Below are 15,464 nucleotides of genomic sequence, written 5' to 3'. Positions count from 1 at the left end.
CCTTCCTCCTACATCCATTTGCTCAAAAACTGATTAAAACCATCCTTATGCTGGTCGCTGACGGGAATCGTCATGCTGCCGATTTGGATGGTATTTTTTGTTACAGCGCTGATTTTATCTAAGTTAACAATGAATGAGCGGTGGACACGCATGAATTTCGAAACCGGAAGTTTTTCCTCCAATGCTTTCAGGCTGGTTAACGACAGGATTGGTTTTGGATCGGATTTTAAATGAACCTTCACGTAATCCTTCAACCCTTCCATATAAAGAATGTCCTCATAAGCAATCCTAACCAGCTGATATTCAACTTTAAGGAACAAATATCCATCTTTCGGATCGGGCGCGCTTGCAGAGGAAGCCTTGTTTAGCAATTCGCTGTAAGCCTGCGCTTTGGAAGCGGCTCGCAGGAATTCTTCGTAATTAAAGGGTTTTAGGAGATAGTCAAGTGCGTCTACGCGAAAGCCATCCAGCGCATATTGATTGAATGCAGTCGTAAAAATGATCCTTGGCGCACGGCTGTCGGCTTTGTCGATAACGCGGGCCAGTTCAATGCCTGTCAGATCAGGCATTTGAATGTCCAGGAAAATGACATCAATGTGCTTGGAATGAATGGCTTGAAGCGCTTCCACAGCGCTGGAAAATCGACCGGCAAGTGCCAGGAAAGGGGTTTTTTCTATAAATGAACAAACAAGTCCAAGCGCTAATGGCTCGTCATCGACTGCTATGCATTGGAGTACACTCATGCAGTTTCTAATTCCAAATGAACTTCAAATTCTTTTTCTTCCTTATTCTCAGTCACTTCCAACTGATATTTTCCGGGATATAAAAGGTCAAGCCGGCGTTGCGTGTTGACAAGCCCTATGCCGTTACTTTCATCCAAAATGGCCCTTTTGTCGGTAAATAAAGTGTTTTTAACCTCAACAAATATCTTATGCTTGTCCTGGCGGATCTGAATGTCGATCCGGCTCGGCTGCACCGCGCTTACGCCGTGTTTAAATGCATTTTCAATAAACGGTAAAAAAAGCATCGGAGCAATAGAAACATCATGCATCGGGCTCGGCGGATCTAAATGAACGGTCACTTTATCGGTCAATCGCAGCTGCATTAATTGGATGTAATCCTGTGCAAAAGCGATTTCCTGGCTTAGTAACACGGTTCCGTGCTGCGTTTCGTAAAGAACGTAGCGCATCATGCGGGAAAGTTTGTGCAAAGCTTCTCTTGCTGCTTCTACATCAATGACCGTAAGTGCATATATGTTATTTAATGTATTGAAAAAGAAATGCGGATTGATCTGCGCTTTCAAAAACGAAAGCTCCGAATTGATTTTTTCCTTTTCCAGATTTTCCCTGTATTGTTTATCACGCTGCACGTCCTTCACCGCCGCTACGCTCGTGCTAATGCCTATAATAAGCAACGCCGTCATGAGCGAGAAATAATCCAGTCTGTCCTGAGGTTTCTTGTCGCCGTTTGCTTCGCGGGCTGTTTTGAATGCCCTGTCCATTTGTTCGCCGTGATTAATAGCAATTTTTACCTGCTCAATAATGACAGCCAACGCGATCACAGACACCAGATTCAGCAATATAAAGCGACTATAACTGTTTCGGGCGAGAAATTTGGGAAACCAGAAATAATAGTTCAGATAAAAAATCCCGATGAGTAACGTGAACAAAACGGCTTGCTTAACCCAGAAAGTTACGGGAAACTGAATCTGCCAGCTCAGCGGTTGCCACATGAGAAACAGGGCCAGAAAGGTCCATCCCAAAAGATGCAGAAAAAATGGAGGATATTTTCGTGCGGTATTAGCGTCCATTGTCAGTTCATTAGATGAGTATAGCAAACGTTGCTTGCAATTACAATCTTACGCGTAATATATCAAAGTGCCTAGCCCAATCGATTAACACCCGGCAAATACCGACTGATCAGCGCCATCACTCTATAAAGCAACTTTGCGGCACAAATACTGATTTCTGCACTATTCTAAGAATGAGATCGGACGACTTATCGGCTAAAAGCAGGGTTTGATCGGTGGAAGCGTCCTCTCCATCTATTGCCCGATTTATTGTCAGGTTAAGGTATTTACTTTGAAATTGAATCGAACAATTATTGCAATACAACCATGAACATGACAAGAAAAGTTACTCCTATTATACTTATGATGTTGCTGAGCTTCGCAGCCTCAGCGCAATTCCCCGGAGGCGGCGGCGGATTTGGCGGAAACCGGGGAGGTGGAAATGACAGACCACAGCGGCAGACAGTTATCCCGGGAACGGCCGAGGACACGCCCAAAGGAAATGGTAAAATTAAAGGAATCCTGATTGACTCGGTAAGCAAAAAGCCGGTCGAATTTGCAGCGCTATCTTTGGTTGACATCAAAACCAACAACCCGATCGACGGAACGACAACTGACGAAAAAGGTGCTTTTGAACTTACAAAAGTGGCATCAGGAACCTTCAAGATTTTGATTTCTTTTATTGGTTATAAAACCAAAACCATCAATGACATTAAGATTGACCGCAAAACAGAACTTAACCTGGGCAATGTAAGCCTTGGACCGGATGTGGTTCAGTTGAATGAGGTTGAAGTTGTGGGCATGGCGCAATTGATAGAGGAGAAAGTGGACAGGCTTGTTTACAACAATGAAAAAGACATTACAAGCAAGGGCGGTGACGCTTCGGACGTAATGAAGAAAGTGCCGATGTTGACGGTCGATCTGGATGGAAATGTCTCATTGAGAGGAAGTTCCAATGTTCGGGTTTTGATTAATAACAAACCTTCGACCATCATCGCAACCAGCGTTGCGGATGCATTGAAGCAGATTCCTGCGGATATGATCAAATCTGTTGAAGTAATCACGTCGCCATCAGCTAAATACGATGCGGAAGGTTCTGCGGGGATTATCAACATTGTTACCAAAAAGAGCACGATCCAGGGCGGAACATTGAATCTGGATACGGGCATTGGTAACCGGGGTTCAAACCTGGGATTGAGAGGAAATTACAGAGTTGGTAAAATGGGTTTCAGTTTAGGTGGTTTTGGCCGTTTCAACTACAACATGCCGGGCAAGTCTGAAAACCTGCAAGTTGGTAAAATTGATAAATTCTCGATCCGCCAGATGAGCGAGTCGGATAATAAGATGGCGTTCGGTTCTTATAACTTTGGGTGGGATTATGAGATTGATTCCAAAACTTCACTTTCTGCCGGCGTGCGTTATGGAATGCGTAACATGCGTAATCAACAGGATTTGTCCACATTCAACACGCAAAGCGATGGCACAACGCGCAATAGCTTCCGGGATGTAAATACAAAAGACTTGTCGGGAACCTGGGATGTGAATGTGGATTATATCAAAACATTAGCTAAGCCACAGCAGGAATTGAGCATTTCTACGCAGTTTAGCCGAAACAACCGGACGAATGATTTTGACGCAGACATTTATTCATTGAATAACAGTCAATTGCGTGAATTACTGGGAAGCCAGGGCAACAACAACGCCAGCCATAACCAGGAAAGCACAATCCAGGTCGATTACCAAACGCCGGTTAAAGACAATCAGCTGATTGAATTTGGTGGAAAAGGAATCTTCCGTCAGGTGGTTAGTAATTTTGATTACTATAATACAGTCGACACACCGCAAGCAGCAAGCAGTCTGAATTATGACCAGAATGTTGCAGCAGGATATTTGTCCTACACATATACAACAAAAAGCAAATTTACCGTGAAGGCGGGCTCGCGTTACGAGTATACCAGCATTGATGCTACGCAGGGTGAGCAGGGCGACCTGAGCATTCCGGCTTACAGCAACCTGGTGCCGAGTCTTAACTTGTCCCAAACATTTGGTAAGGGGCAAACCGTTAAGCTGGGTTATAACCGCCGCCTTCAACGTCCAGGCATTCAATTCCTAAACCCTAATGAAAATGCGTCGAACCCACAGAACATCACTGTGGGTAACCCGCAACTCCGTCCTGAATTGACGGATCAGGTTGAATTGGGAACAAGTTTCTTCAAGAATTCGCTTTATGTGAACGTGTCTACGTTCGCCCGTTTTACAAACAGCTCCATTGAAAGCATCCGGACAACCAGCGAAACGGGGGTTATCACGACAACTTACGGTAACATTGGTTCGAAGAAAAACTATGGTGTGAATGTGTTTGGAAACATGACATTCTTCAAAAGATGGCAGGTAGGAGGAGGTTTTGACGCTTACTATGCAGATCTTACCAATAATAATCCTGATCCTTTATTGGCAGCTTCAAACACAGGTTTCGTACTAAGCGGCCGTTTCAGAACCAGCCTTAACATTAAAAATGGATGGGGATTGCAAGCGGGCGGTTTCATGAGAGGACGCGATGTTCAGCTTCAAGGAACACAAGCCGGATTCAGAATGTATGACCTCGGAATCAAAAAGGATTTTACCAACAAGCGCGGAAGCATTGGATTTGGAATGGAGAACTTCCTGGCCCCATCATTCAAAATGAAAACGCAGCTTGAAACGCCATCATTTACACAGAACAATACGAACTATCTGTTTAACAGAGGATTCCGGATCAACTTCTCTTATCGTTTAGGTAAAATGACCTTTACAGAACAAAAAACACGCAGAAGAAAATCAGTTAATAACGACGATCAGAAAAGCGAAGGTGGCGGAATGGATGCAGGTGCCGGAGCCGGCGCCGTACAAGGAGCCCCAGCAGTTGTAGTGCCAACCATGCGCCCAGCTGCTCCAAACGCCTCACGCCCAGAAGGCGCGGGCCGCCCAGCAGGCATCGACAGCACAGCAAGGCCAGCCAGACAAGGCATGCCAATTCAGCCAGGCGCAAGACCGGATTCAACAGCACGCCCAATGTCTGCTCCGGCAGACTCAACTGCAAGACCAGCAGCAATGCCAGCCGACTCTATGGCAAGACCAGTTATGCCAGCAGATTCGACTGCACGACCAGTTGTTCCCGCAGATTCAACAGCGAAGCCTGCTATCCCAGCAACACCAGCTGATTCAACTGTGAAACCTGTTTTCCCAGCCGATTCAACTGCCATTCCTGCAAAACCAGCAGTGCCAGCAGACTCAACTAAGAGGCCATAAGTTTTTTGGATGATATTGAAAAGGCGAAGCCCGGACATTTGTTCGGGCTTCGTTTGTTATAGATGTTCGTGAAATGCTTTCAATAGCACTTACTGTTCAATCGAATTCACATTAACCTGCGACTTAATCTCTGCTAAAATCCGATCCGCGCCAGCATCCAGCAACTCGTTAGCCAATGCAGTTCCTAATTCCTCTGGAAATGTGATCGACCCCGTTTCAGTTCTTCTTATAAGTTCTTGCCCGTCTAGGCTAATGATGCCGCCGGTAATGTTGATTTGATCGTCTTTTAATGTTGCTAACCCGAAAACCGGAATGCTGCATCCGCCTTGCAGGCGTTTTAAGAATGCTCTTTCTGCTAATAAGCAGGTTTCTGTTTCAGCATGGTTTGTCAAGCTTTTGATCATTGCTTTCTTTTCCTCAGACAAATTAACCGCACATTCAATCGCAACGCTTCCTTGTCCGACGGCTGGCGTAAATTCATCCAGTAATAAATGTTCAGCTATTTTATCGTCGTATTTCATTCGGTGCACACCTGCGTATGCAAGGAGCAAGGCATCGCAATGACCTTCATTCAGTTTTCCCAAGCGTGTTTGCAAATTTCCTCGCATGTCAACTGTTTGAATATGCGGGTAAAAATGTCGCAAAACAGCAATTCTGCGTGTTGATGACGTGCCTACAACGAAAGATTCACCGCTTTTTAAAGACAGCTCATTATTATGACTTACCAAAACATCATTCGCCTTCTCACGCTCTGTAAAAGCAATCAGCTCAAAAGCATCATCAAGCTGCGATTGCAAGTCTTTTGCACTATGCACCGCAATGTCAATGCTACCATCCAGCAACTGATCTTCCAATTCCTGCGTAAAAACACCCTTGCTGCCAATTTTTGACAAAGCTCGGTTCAGGATTTTATCTCCCTTAGTTTCAATAATGACAACTTCCGTCTCAACGCCGCCTTCTCTCAGCATCTCCTCCACATAATGAGCCTGCCAAAGCGCGAGTTTGCTGCCGCGTGTTCCTATTTTTATATGCATGGTTTCCCGTATTCGGATGTCTCTTGTTGGAGACAAATAATCACTAATTAGTAAGCTTGAATTAATATATCTGCTGGAATATGCAAGATCTCGTTCAGTTTCCGAATCATAGCAAGACTTAACTTCCGTTTTCCAGACAAGATTTCTGACTTACGAGATCGATACCCTAAAATTTCGGAAAGATCCTTTTCCGACATTTTCATTTGCTCCATTCTAAACTTGATTGCTTCGAGTGGATTTGGTTTTGGGATCGGAAAATGTACATGCTCATAATCCTTTACTAAAATTGCAAGCACTTCCAGTTCGTCAGATTCTTTCGAGTCAGCCGAAATATCCATTTGCATTAATGTATAGATATTTGCTAGCGCCTCTTCGTACTGTTCGTTATTTTTTATTGGACCGATCATAGCTTATCGTCTTTGCGTCAATTTTGTCGTATGCGTCATGTGTTCCGAACCAAACAATAAAAACTATTTTCAGGCGAAATTCTATATCTACAATGAGTCGATAGGAATTGCCATGAATGTTAAAGACAACGCGTTTATTACTTAAAATCGACGCGTTTCCATAATGTTCCTTCAACGCGTTAGGTGAATTCCAGTCACTGATTTCAACTTCTTCAAACCAGGAAAGTAATGCCTGCTCAGCCCTGGGATATGTTTCCAAATATTCTTTCAGCGTTTTTACAGCTATAATGCGCATATAACAACATAAAGATAAGAAATGTTACCATATTGGTTACGCTGAGTCGTTTTATAAAGTCAATCAAACCCCAACCGTATCCCCTTCGTCCGTAACAATCTTATCTTCTATATAAGCAACAATCAAAGACGCGATATCAATTCCACTTACTTCTTCAATTCCGCGGAGGCCGGGGGAGGAGTTTACTTCCATGACCAGCGGGCCGCGTTCTGATTGCAGCAAATCTACACCTGCGATGCGGACGCCTAATGCTTTGGCGGCGGCGATGGCTGTGTGTTCCTCTTCTGCGGTGAGCTCGACCAAATGTCCTTCGCCGCCTCTGTGCAAGTTCGATCGGAAATCACTTTCGTGTCCCTGGCGTTTCATAGCGGCAATGACCTTGTTGCCAATCACAAAAGCCCGAATATCGGCACCTTTGGATTCTGCAATGTATTCCTGGATCAGAAAATTAGCCTTTAATCCGTAAAATGCCTCAATAGTGGATTTTGCAGCCTTGGTGCTTTCTGCCAAAACCACTCCAACGCCTTGGGTTCCTTCGAGCAATTTAATGATCACCGGTGGCCCGCCTACCATGTGGATCAGCTCATTAACCTGACTTGGATTTTTGGCAAAAACAGTTTTTGGAATGTCCACCCCCGATTTTGCCAAAACCTGCATGCTCCGCAATTTATCACGGGAACGAAGAATGGCCTGCGATTTCACTGTCGTGAACACTTTCATTAATTCCAATTGCCGCACCACAGCGCAGCCAAATGCATTCACAGATGTGCCGATTCTGGGAATGACGGCGTCAATTTCCGTGATCGGTTTTCCTTTGTAAATAATGGTCGGTTTGCCTCCTTCAATCATTACGAAGCACTTCACATGGTCGATAACCACAGCCTGATGACCCCTTTGTTTAATTGCCTCCACCAGACGCTTCGTTGAATAAAGGTCGGGATTGGTGGATAACACGGCGATTTTCATATAAATAATTAAAAAATAAAATGGGGTAAATTCAGGATTGATGTCGGGCGTGAGTACGATGAGTTGCCTTTGAACGCTTTGCAGCGGATAAATCTTTTTGCGAGACATCCACCAAAAACCGCTTTTTGAGCAGTTTGCGTCCTAAAAGGATTGGATATCTCATTTTGCGCCGGTTGGCGAGTGAAAATTCAGTTCGTATTTTTTTACCAAAGATGGTGATCTTCGTTTTGATCACATAACGTTTTTCTTCTTTTCCCGAAGAGTTTCTGACAATGGTTTCCTTAAATTCGGTCACCGTGAAAGATTGTTCCGGGGCGCCCTTTTTTGCGTCTAAATAAAAACATAATTGCGGCTGCTCACCATTTGTAATCAGCCGGACACGTGAACAATGTATGGAAGAAGTCGTTGCACCGGAATCAATGCGGACAGGAACATTGAACCAGCCCAAATCAGGCAAATCAACAATGTCGGTCGCGCCGATAATGTCCAATGACTGTTTCATCGCCTTTGAAAAAAATGAGCAACAGTTAACGACAAATCAAGAAAAACCATTTTTGCCCGCACATTCCGTTCCATATGATAATAGGCCAGATTCACTTCTTCAATCATTTTTTCAAGTGAATCAAAGTTAACCGCTTTTGAAAAGTTTTGTACAAATGTCAGCTCTTCATCCGGAACGCGCAGCAACTCACCAGCGCCATGGCTCCAAATAAGCATGTCGCGAAAAAGCCTTAATGCATATTCCAGCAGGCCTTTTTGCTTCTCTTTGTTCATGACATCGAAGTTATCGGCGAGCTTTACCAAATGCGAAATATCATACTTATAACAGGAACGCATCCAGCCCGCAAACCACCCAGAACGATCGTCCTCAGCGTCTTGGACCAATTTCAATGCTTCCGACAAATTTCCGTCACACAAATAAGCAATCGATTTGGCAGCAGTGTCGCTAACTTGTTGAAGTTTCAAAAAATAGCGAACCTCTTCATCCGAAAATGCCGGAATGTTAATGCGTTGCGTCCGGGAAATAATGGTGGTTAGCAACTTGTCTGACTGGTCACTAACCAACAAAAAAAGCGTTTTCTCAGGCGGTTCTTCCAATATTTTCAAAATCGCATTCGAAGAAGCCGCATTCATAATGTCCGGTTTCCAGATCAGCAGAATTTTATATTCACCCTCATAAGCCTTCACCGACAATTTTCGCAAAATGCCACGCGCTTCTTCCACGGAAATGTTGCCCTGCTTGTTTTCAGCGCTAATGTGATCGAGCCATTCAGGCAAAATGCGATAAGGATTTTCCAGCAAAAACGAGCGCCATAAGCCTAGAAAAGCCTCGCTCGTTTTGCCATCGATCTTTTTTGAAGTCGCGATCGGAAATATGAAGTGAAAATCGGGATGGATCAGTTTGGCCATTTTTGCGCAGGAAGCACAAACGCCGCAAGCATCCTCTTCGCCTTTATTTTCACAATTAATATATGTTGCAAAAGCAAGCGCCATCGCAAGGCCCCCACCGCCGGCTGGAGAATCAAATAGCTGTGCGTGAGCCAAATGGCTATTCTTAACCGAGCGCCTTAACGTTGATTTTATATGTTCAAGTCCCGGTATTTCTCTGAAAAGCACGGTGGATGATTTTTAAACTAAAAGTGAATTAACATTCAAAATTGCGTTGTACGCGCGTTTGCTCAAAAACAGATTTCAAAATTTCTTCGTCCGTTTCCCCAAATGTAACATTGCGCCGACTGACCGTGTCCTGCGCCACATGAAGCGCTTTTTGAAAACGATATTCTGCAAATCCTTCTGCATTTCCGCCCCAGGAAAACGAAGGCGTATGCTTCGCTTGAAAACCCGCCCCGAACACATTTACACTTACGCCAACAACAGAGCCCGTGTTGAACATCGTGGAAATCCCGGCCTTTGAATAATCGCCCATCATTAATCCACAAAACCTTAACCCTGTATCTGCCAGATCATTGGTCACATAACTATGCAGTTTCACATTGCTATGGTCATTCTTTAAATTCGAATTATTCGTGTTGGCACCCAGGTTACACCATTCACCCAACACAGAATTTCCCAAATAACCATCATGCCCCTTGTTACTATAACCAAATACAACACAGTTACTGACCTCGCCGCCCAGCTTGCTAAACGGCCCAACCGTTGTATTCGGCCGAATCTTCGTTCCCTGTGCCAGCACGCTGCCTTCTCCAATCGAAAACGGTCCCTGAACCATTGAACCTTCCTGGATCAAAGCATCTTTTCCAATGTAAATAGGCCCATTCTCAGCATTCAAAATGGAGGCTTTTACAACAGCTCCTTTCTCAATGAAAATATTCTCAGGTTTATAGCAATGTGTAAAGGGATCAGTTAATGGCTCTGAGGTTCTATTCTCCGTTATTTTTCTAAAATCGGTTTCAATCTGCTCACCATTGAAAGCAAAAATGTCCCAAACGTGTCGGATCAATGTAAATGAGCCAGCATAATGTTGCGGCTCGAAATGCGTAACGTTCATGCCAGGCGTCCACATCTCGCCGGTTCTGATGACGAGGATGTCATCACCAGAAACCAGTGCCGACTGCTCGGGCAGCTTTTTGATTTCTTCCACGAGAGCAGCATCCGGGCAAAGGCTGCCATTGATATATAGGTTATCAGAGGAACTTGTTGCCGGGAAGGCCGATGCTAAGTAATCCGCAGTCTGATAAGAAACAGCCGAATCCAGCCATAAACCCCATTTTTCAGAAATCTTATGAATGCCGCAGCGAATTCCTGAAACAGGCCTGGTGTATGTGAATGGTAAAAGTTGAACGCGGATCGTAGGATCGTCAAACAGGATAATGGTAGGCATAAGTGATGCTAGTATGTGGGGCCAAAGTTCGCCCATTTTTTTGGTTAGGCAAAAAAAGAAGCAGTCTCTTGTACATTTTACAAGAGACTGCTTCTTTTAATTTCGGTATGGAAAGCGCTGATTAAGCTTCTTTCTGTGCTCCGTAACGTTTTCTGAACTTGTCTACACGGCCAGCAGTATCTACAAGTACATTTTTACCTGTGTAGAAAGGGTGCGACTGAGAAGAAACCTCGACTTTATATACCGGATAAGACTTGCCATCTTCCCAAGTAATATTTTCGCTAGTTTCTATGGTAGAGCGCGTAATGAATTTAAAATCGCTTGATAGATCCCAGAAAACTACGTCTCTATAATTGGGATGAATATCTTTTTTCATTGGTATATGGTATTATGTGTTTCGATACAATTCTCAAAAAGGATTGCAAAAGTAAAAATTCTAATTTAGTAAACCAAGAAATGAACGCCTATCTTTTTGATAAAACTTTGATATACGCAACGGTAAGTGATTAAACTTCACTCAATTGCTGTTTCAACACTTCCACACCCTTACGTGCTTCTTTGTCAAAATCTGTATAAGTGAAACATTCTATGGACAATCCGCCTTTATAACCGATCTTTTTCAAGGCACTTAGATAGGCTCTGAAATCATCTCCTTTCACCCCGGGAGGCGTTCGGTTTTCCTTTTCGGCAATGTGGCAATGCACAATGTATTTACCAAATTTCACAATCTCATCCGGTGACTCGTCTTCCTTCAACATATGAAAAATGTCGCATAACAGCTTCACTCTGGGGCTTTTTACGGCATCAATGATTTCAACGCCTTCGGCTAAGCTGTTTATAAAATTCGTCTCGCCACGATTTAATGGCTCCACAGCAATGGTAACACCATATTTTTCAGCCAGCGGCGCCATTTTCCTGGTCAACTCAATGTGTTGTGCCTTTGCCTTTTCCCGATCAAACCCCTCCGGAATGATCCGCGAACCGCCGCTTCCAAAAACCACATATTGCGATTTACATTCTTTCGCGCGCTTCAAAACAAGGTCTGTCCTTTCGAGAATTGCCTCATGGTTCGCATCCGGCCCCAGCGTTTTCAGGCTTCCGGGCAATAAAATGACATAGGACTTAATGGGAAACTTCTCTTCATGAAGCTGTTGCAGATTTTTGGCATACTGCGCATCGCCGTCTTTTGGAATCAAAAAATTCCCAACCGACTCCTCTATATATGTACAACCCGATTCACGCAGATATTCAGCTTTATTATAAGGTGCAAAAACGCCAAGTTGCAAGGCATATCCAGGCCCGGTATTTTTAGCAAATACGATTTCTGGCACGGCAAGTCCGGCCGCAAGCCCCGTAACGATTCCCGTTGAGGTTTTTAGAAAATTCCGGCGTGATGGAGAATCAATTAGCTTAGTCATAATGTACTAGTTTTGATCAGTATGTAAATGAGTTTATATAGTGCTTAATATCATACGCAATTTTAAAAATTATCAAATGTTTGCTTGTTTAGAATTTATTTAAATAATATAATCGTTATAACAAGCTGATATTCAAATTTTTGTTCCCAAATTCTCCGTCATACTCTTAATTCTTCTCAGATAAAAGTTTGCAAATTTTAAACATTAAATTTTTGTAAATTTTTTTTCAGTTCCATTTTAATGTTGATAAACCGTAAATCGCTAGCATTTAGAATATTACAAATCATGCGATTTGGATTATCCCTATAAACCCAAAACTAGTCTGGTAATACTGGTTGCGAATGCGATTAATTTAATGTTATTTCAAGGACTGTTAAACTCCTCCAAAGAACGATTTCGACTGTAAGATACATCACTAACTTCCTTAAAAACAATCTATTAACATGTCAATGTATGTAATAAAACGCGACGGTCGCCGAGAATCGGTAAAGTTCGATAAGGTCACTGCGCGAATCGAGAAATTGAGCTATGGGCTTGATTCAAATTATATCCAACCCATAGAGGTGGCCAAAAAAGTTGTCTCCGGCATCTATGACGGCGTAACAACTGCGGAATTGGACAATTTGGCTGCTGAAACGGCCGCGTCCATGACCACCAAGCACCCGGATTATGCGATTTTAGCAGCCCGCGTTGCGATCTCAAATCTTCATAAAAATACATTGAAGTCGTTTTCAGCAACCATGAAACGCCTTTATACATATGTTGATGGCAAAACAGGTGAAAATGCTTCATTGATTGCCAAGGATGTTTATGAAGTAATCCGCCAAAATGCCTCGCTTCTGGATTCTACTATTATATATGACCGCGATTACGCCTATGATTATTTCGGTTACAAAACGCTTGAAAAGTCTTACCTATTAAAGGTTGACGGTAAAATCGTAGAAAGACCCCAACACATGCTGATGCGGGTTGCGATCGGGATCCACCAGGAAGATGTTCAGGCTGCGATTGAAACGTATCATTTGCTTTCGGAAAAATGGTTTACACACGCAACGCCAACATTGTTTAATGCCGGAACGCCGAAACCACAAATGTCGTCTTGCTTCCTGTTGACCATGAAGGAAGACAGCATTAACGGGATTTACGATACGCTTAAAAATTGCGCATTGATCTCGCAATCTGCCGGTGGCATCGGTTTGAGCATTCACGATGTGCGTGCGACAGGCACTTATATTAAAGGAACAAATGGTCAGTCTAACGGGATTGTGCCGATGCTTCGTGTCTTCAATGATACGGCAAGATATGTGGATCAGGGAGGTGGAAAGCGCAAAGGTTCTTTTGCTATATATATGGAACCTTGGCACTCAGACATTTTTGATTTCCTTGACTTAAAGAAAAATCACGGAAAAGAAGAGCAGCGTGCGAGAGATTTGTTCTATGCACTTTGGATTCCGGATCTTTTCATGAAACGCGTGGAAGCCAATGATACGTGGTCATTATTCTGTCCGCACGAATGTCCGGGACTTTCGGATACGCATAGCGAGGAATTCGTGAAGCTTTATGAGCGATATGAATTGGAAGGCAAAGCGCGTAAAACCATAAAGGCGCAAGATCTTTGGTTCGCCATCATGGAATCGCAGATTGAGACCGGCACTCCTTACATGTTATATAAGGACCACGCGAACAGCAAATCAAACCAGAAAAACCTGGGAACGATTAAGTCTTCAAACCTTTGCACCGAAATCATTGAATACACAGCGCCGGACGAAGTGGCGGTTTGTAACCTCGCTTCAATCGCATTGCCAAAATTCATCGAGCAAGGCCCTGACGGCTTCATGCGTTTTGATCATCAGAAATTGTACGAGATCACAAAAGTGATCACACGCAACCTGAATAAGATCATTGACCTGAATTACTATCCCGTTCCGGAAGCAGAAAAAAGCAATAAAAGACACCGCCCAATCGGGATTGGTGTACAAGGATTGGCGGATGCATTCTGCATGATGCGCATGCCGTTTGATTCTGACGAGGCGCGTCAGTTGAATAAGGACATTTTCGAAACCATCTATTATGGTGCTATGGAATCTTCCATGGAGCTGGCCGAAAAGCTGGGGCCATACGAAACTTGGGCAGGAAGTCCGGTTTCGCAAGGGATTTTCCAATTCGATATGTGGAATGTAACGCCGGATAGCAATCGCTGGGATTGGGAGAAATTGAGAAAGGGTGTCATTCAACATGGTGTTCGTAACTCGTTGCTCCTGGCGCCAATGCCGACTGCTTCTACAAGCCAGATTTTGGGTAATAATGAATGTTTCGAACCATTCACTTCTAATATATATGTAAGAAGGGTTTTATCGGGAGAATTTGTGGTGGTGAATAAATATCTGTTGAAAGACCTTGTAAGGCTAGGACTTTGGAATGAGGAAATGAAAAACAACCTCGTTCGTGCAAGCGGATCTGTTCAGGCTATTCCAAACATTCCGCAGAACATTAAAGAACTATATAAAACAGCGTGGGAGATTAAGCAGCGTAGCTTGCTCGATATGTCTGCCGATCGTGGTGCATTCATTTGTCAGTCTCAGTCTCTGAATATTTTCATGGAAGAAGCGAATTTTGGCAAACTAACCTCCATGCACTTCTACGCCTGGAAGAAAGGACTAAAAACGGGAATGTATTATCTCCGCACCCGCGCAGCTTCCGATCCGGTTCAATTCACCTTAAGCAAGCAAGCAGAGCCGCAAATCGAGCCTGCGACAGTTGTGGTTGCCGAGAAGGAGTTGAATTACGTTCAATACGCAGAAGATCACGCGAAGCCTATTGTTCCAAGAGACAACAAGGCGGATATGCAATGCTCATTAGACGATCCCGAAAGCTGCGAAGCTTGCGGTTCGTAATTAGGATAAATGTGTTGAAGGACGGGCTCTTGCTTTTTAGCAAGGGCCCGTTTTGTTTTGTGGTACTAAAAAAGGAATTTGTATAAACTGTAAAAATGGCGTTCTGGCCGGATGGGCGGCATATAATCGGGCATGAAAAAAAGTTTAAAATTATTTTCCGCTAAATAAATATGATTATCAGACGGTTAGGAAAAACTTTCAAAAAAGTTGATAAATATTTCTGTCTAGTGCTTGCTTATAAAAAATAAAGCCTGCACTTTTGCACTCCCAATCGGGAACAACGGTTTAGCAGACGGCTAGACAACGAGTTCTGAAAGATTCAGAGCAACGTTCTTTGACATGATGAAGAGAGCAAAAAGATAGTTCGTTTAAGAAGATTCGGTCCTCTTAGCGATAAGAGAGATCACAACAAAATTTACAATGGAGAGTTTGATCCTGGCTCAGGATGAACGCTAGCGGCAGGCTTAATACATGCAAGGCGAGGGGGCAGCAATGTCACCGTCGTACGGGTGCGTAACGCGTATGCAACCT

Annotated in this window: 13 protein-coding genes and 1 rRNA gene; 3 read left to right on the top strand and 11 right to left on the bottom strand. The window is 43.6% G+C overall.

The window, feature by feature from the left end:
• Positions 1-8: 8 nt before the first annotated feature.
• Positions 9-743: a LytTR family DNA-binding domain-containing protein gene (locus L0659_RS18390; protein ID WP_235128066.1), complete on the bottom strand. Its 735-nt coding sequence runs from the start codon at positions 741-743 to the stop codon at positions 9-11.
• Positions 740-1,810, bottom strand: a complete 1,071-nt coding sequence (locus L0659_RS18385) for a sensor histidine kinase (RefSeq protein ID WP_235128065.1) — start codon at positions 1,808-1,810, stop codon at positions 740-742. The genes L0659_RS18390 and L0659_RS18385 overlap by 4 nt, the downstream gene beginning before the upstream one ends.
• Before the next feature lie 306 nt (positions 1,811-2,116).
• Here L0659_RS18385 and L0659_RS18380 point away from each other — a divergent pair, with 306 nt between their 5' ends.
• Positions 2,117-5,077: a TonB-dependent receptor domain-containing protein gene (locus L0659_RS18380; protein WP_235128064.1), complete on the top strand. Its 2,961-nt coding sequence runs from the start codon at positions 2,117-2,119 to the stop codon at positions 5,075-5,077.
• 89 nt (positions 5,078-5,166) lie between these two features.
• Here L0659_RS18380 and hemC read toward each other — a convergent pair whose 3' ends face one another.
• The 9 genes from hemC to L0659_RS18335 all read right to left on the bottom strand — a co-directional run bounded on the left by hemC (position 5,167) and on the right by L0659_RS18335 (position 12,039).
• Positions 5,167-6,111, bottom strand: a complete 945-nt coding sequence (gene hemC, locus L0659_RS18375; protein WP_235128063.1) for a hydroxymethylbilane synthase — start codon at positions 6,109-6,111, stop codon at positions 5,167-5,169.
• Between the two features lie 47 nt (positions 6,112-6,158).
• Positions 6,159-6,518 (bottom strand): type II toxin-antitoxin system HigA family antitoxin, encoded by a 360-nt coding sequence (locus L0659_RS18370; protein WP_235128062.1) that lies wholly within the window; start codon positions 6,516-6,518, stop codon positions 6,159-6,161.
• The gene (locus L0659_RS18365; protein ID WP_235128061.1) at positions 6,496-6,813 is read right to left on the bottom strand and encodes a type II toxin-antitoxin system HigB family toxin; all 318 of its coding nucleotides are present in this window, start codon (positions 6,811-6,813) and stop codon (positions 6,496-6,498) included. The genes L0659_RS18370 and L0659_RS18365 overlap by 23 nt, the downstream gene beginning before the upstream one ends.
• 63 nt (positions 6,814-6,876) lie before the next feature.
• Positions 6,877-7,779, bottom strand: a complete 903-nt coding sequence (gene rimK / locus L0659_RS18360) for a 30S ribosomal protein S6--L-glutamate ligase (protein WP_235128060.1) — start codon at positions 7,777-7,779, stop codon at positions 6,877-6,879.
• Between the two features lie 31 nt (positions 7,780-7,810).
• Positions 7,811-8,281, bottom strand: coding sequence for a RimK/LysX family protein (locus L0659_RS18355; protein ID WP_235128059.1), 471 nt, complete (start codon positions 8,279-8,281; stop codon positions 7,811-7,813).
• Positions 8,278-9,396, bottom strand: a complete 1,119-nt coding sequence (locus L0659_RS18350; protein ID WP_235128058.1) for a DNA polymerase III subunit delta' — start codon at positions 9,394-9,396, stop codon at positions 8,278-8,280. The genes L0659_RS18355 and L0659_RS18350 overlap by 4 nt, the downstream gene beginning before the upstream one ends.
• Before the next feature lie 28 nt (positions 9,397-9,424).
• Positions 9,425-10,621, bottom strand: a complete 1,197-nt coding sequence (locus L0659_RS18345) for a putative sugar nucleotidyl transferase (protein WP_235128057.1) — start codon at positions 10,619-10,621, stop codon at positions 9,425-9,427.
• A gap of 121 nt (positions 10,622-10,742) precedes the next feature.
• Positions 10,743-10,997: a type B 50S ribosomal protein L31 gene (locus tag L0659_RS18340; RefSeq protein ID WP_233854552.1), complete on the bottom strand. Its 255-nt coding sequence runs from the start codon at positions 10,995-10,997 to the stop codon at positions 10,743-10,745.
• 130 nt (positions 10,998-11,127) lie between these two features.
• Positions 11,128-12,039, bottom strand: coding sequence for a TIM barrel protein (locus tag L0659_RS18335; protein ID WP_235128056.1), 912 nt, complete (start codon positions 12,037-12,039; stop codon positions 11,128-11,130).
• A 449-nt stretch (positions 12,040-12,488) separates the two neighbouring features.
• Between L0659_RS18335 and L0659_RS18330 the strand changes: the two genes are divergently transcribed.
• A complete protein-coding gene (locus L0659_RS18330) occupies positions 12,489-14,933 on the top strand; it encodes a ribonucleoside-diphosphate reductase subunit alpha (protein ID WP_235128055.1) in 2,445 nt (814 codons plus the stop codon).
• 417 nt (positions 14,934-15,350) lie between these two features.
• A 16S ribosomal RNA gene (locus tag L0659_RS18325) occupies positions 15,351-15,464 on the top strand; the annotation flags it as partial.

The organism is Dyadobacter sp. CY347 (assembly GCF_021502655.1).
Taxonomy (GTDB): Bacteria; Bacteroidota; Bacteroidia; order Cytophagales; family Spirosomataceae; genus Dyadobacter.
Note: the sequence above shows the minus strand (reverse complement) of the source record. Positions and strands in the feature narration are given on the sequence as shown.

Bases quoted from the DNA above. Each gene is read 5' to 3' on its own strand.
- L0659_RS18330 (WP_235128055.1), top strand. From the start codon at position 12,489: ATGTATGTAATAAAACGCGACGGTCGCCGAGAATCGGTAAAGTTCGAT.
- L0659_RS18380 (WP_235128064.1), top strand. From the start codon at position 2,117: ATGAACATGACAAGAAAAGTTACTCCTATTATACTTATGATGTTGCTG.
- L0659_RS18365 (WP_235128061.1), bottom strand. From the start codon at position 6,813: ATGCGCATTATAGCTGTAAAAACGCTGAAAGAATATTTGGAAACATAT.
- L0659_RS18385 (WP_235128065.1), bottom strand. From the start codon at position 1,810: ATGGACGCTAATACCGCACGAAAATATCCTCCATTTTTTCTGCATCTT.
- L0659_RS18345 (WP_235128057.1), bottom strand. From the start codon at position 10,621: ATGCCTACCATTATCCTGTTTGACGATCCTACGATCCGCGTTCAACTT.
- L0659_RS18335 (WP_235128056.1), bottom strand. From the start codon at position 12,039: ATGACTAAGCTAATTGATTCTCCATCACGCCGGAATTTTCTAAAAACC.
- rimK (WP_235128060.1), bottom strand. From the start codon at position 7,779: ATGAAAATCGCCGTGTTATCCACCAATCCCGACCTTTATTCAACGAAG.
- L0659_RS18370 (WP_235128062.1), bottom strand. From the start codon at position 6,518: ATGATCGGTCCAATAAAAAATAACGAACAGTACGAAGAGGCGCTAGCA.
- L0659_RS18340 (WP_233854552.1), bottom strand. From the start codon at position 10,997: ATGAAAAAAGATATTCATCCCAATTATAGAGACGTAGTTTTCTGGGAT.
- L0659_RS18390 (WP_235128066.1), bottom strand. From the start codon at position 743: ATGAGTGTACTCCAATGCATAGCAGTCGATGACGAGCCATTAGCGCTT.
- L0659_RS18355 (WP_235128059.1), bottom strand. From the start codon at position 8,281: ATGAAACAGTCATTGGACATTATCGGCGCGACCGACATTGTTGATTTG.
- hemC (WP_235128063.1), bottom strand. From the start codon at position 6,111: ATGCATATAAAAATAGGAACACGCGGCAGCAAACTCGCGCTTTGGCAG.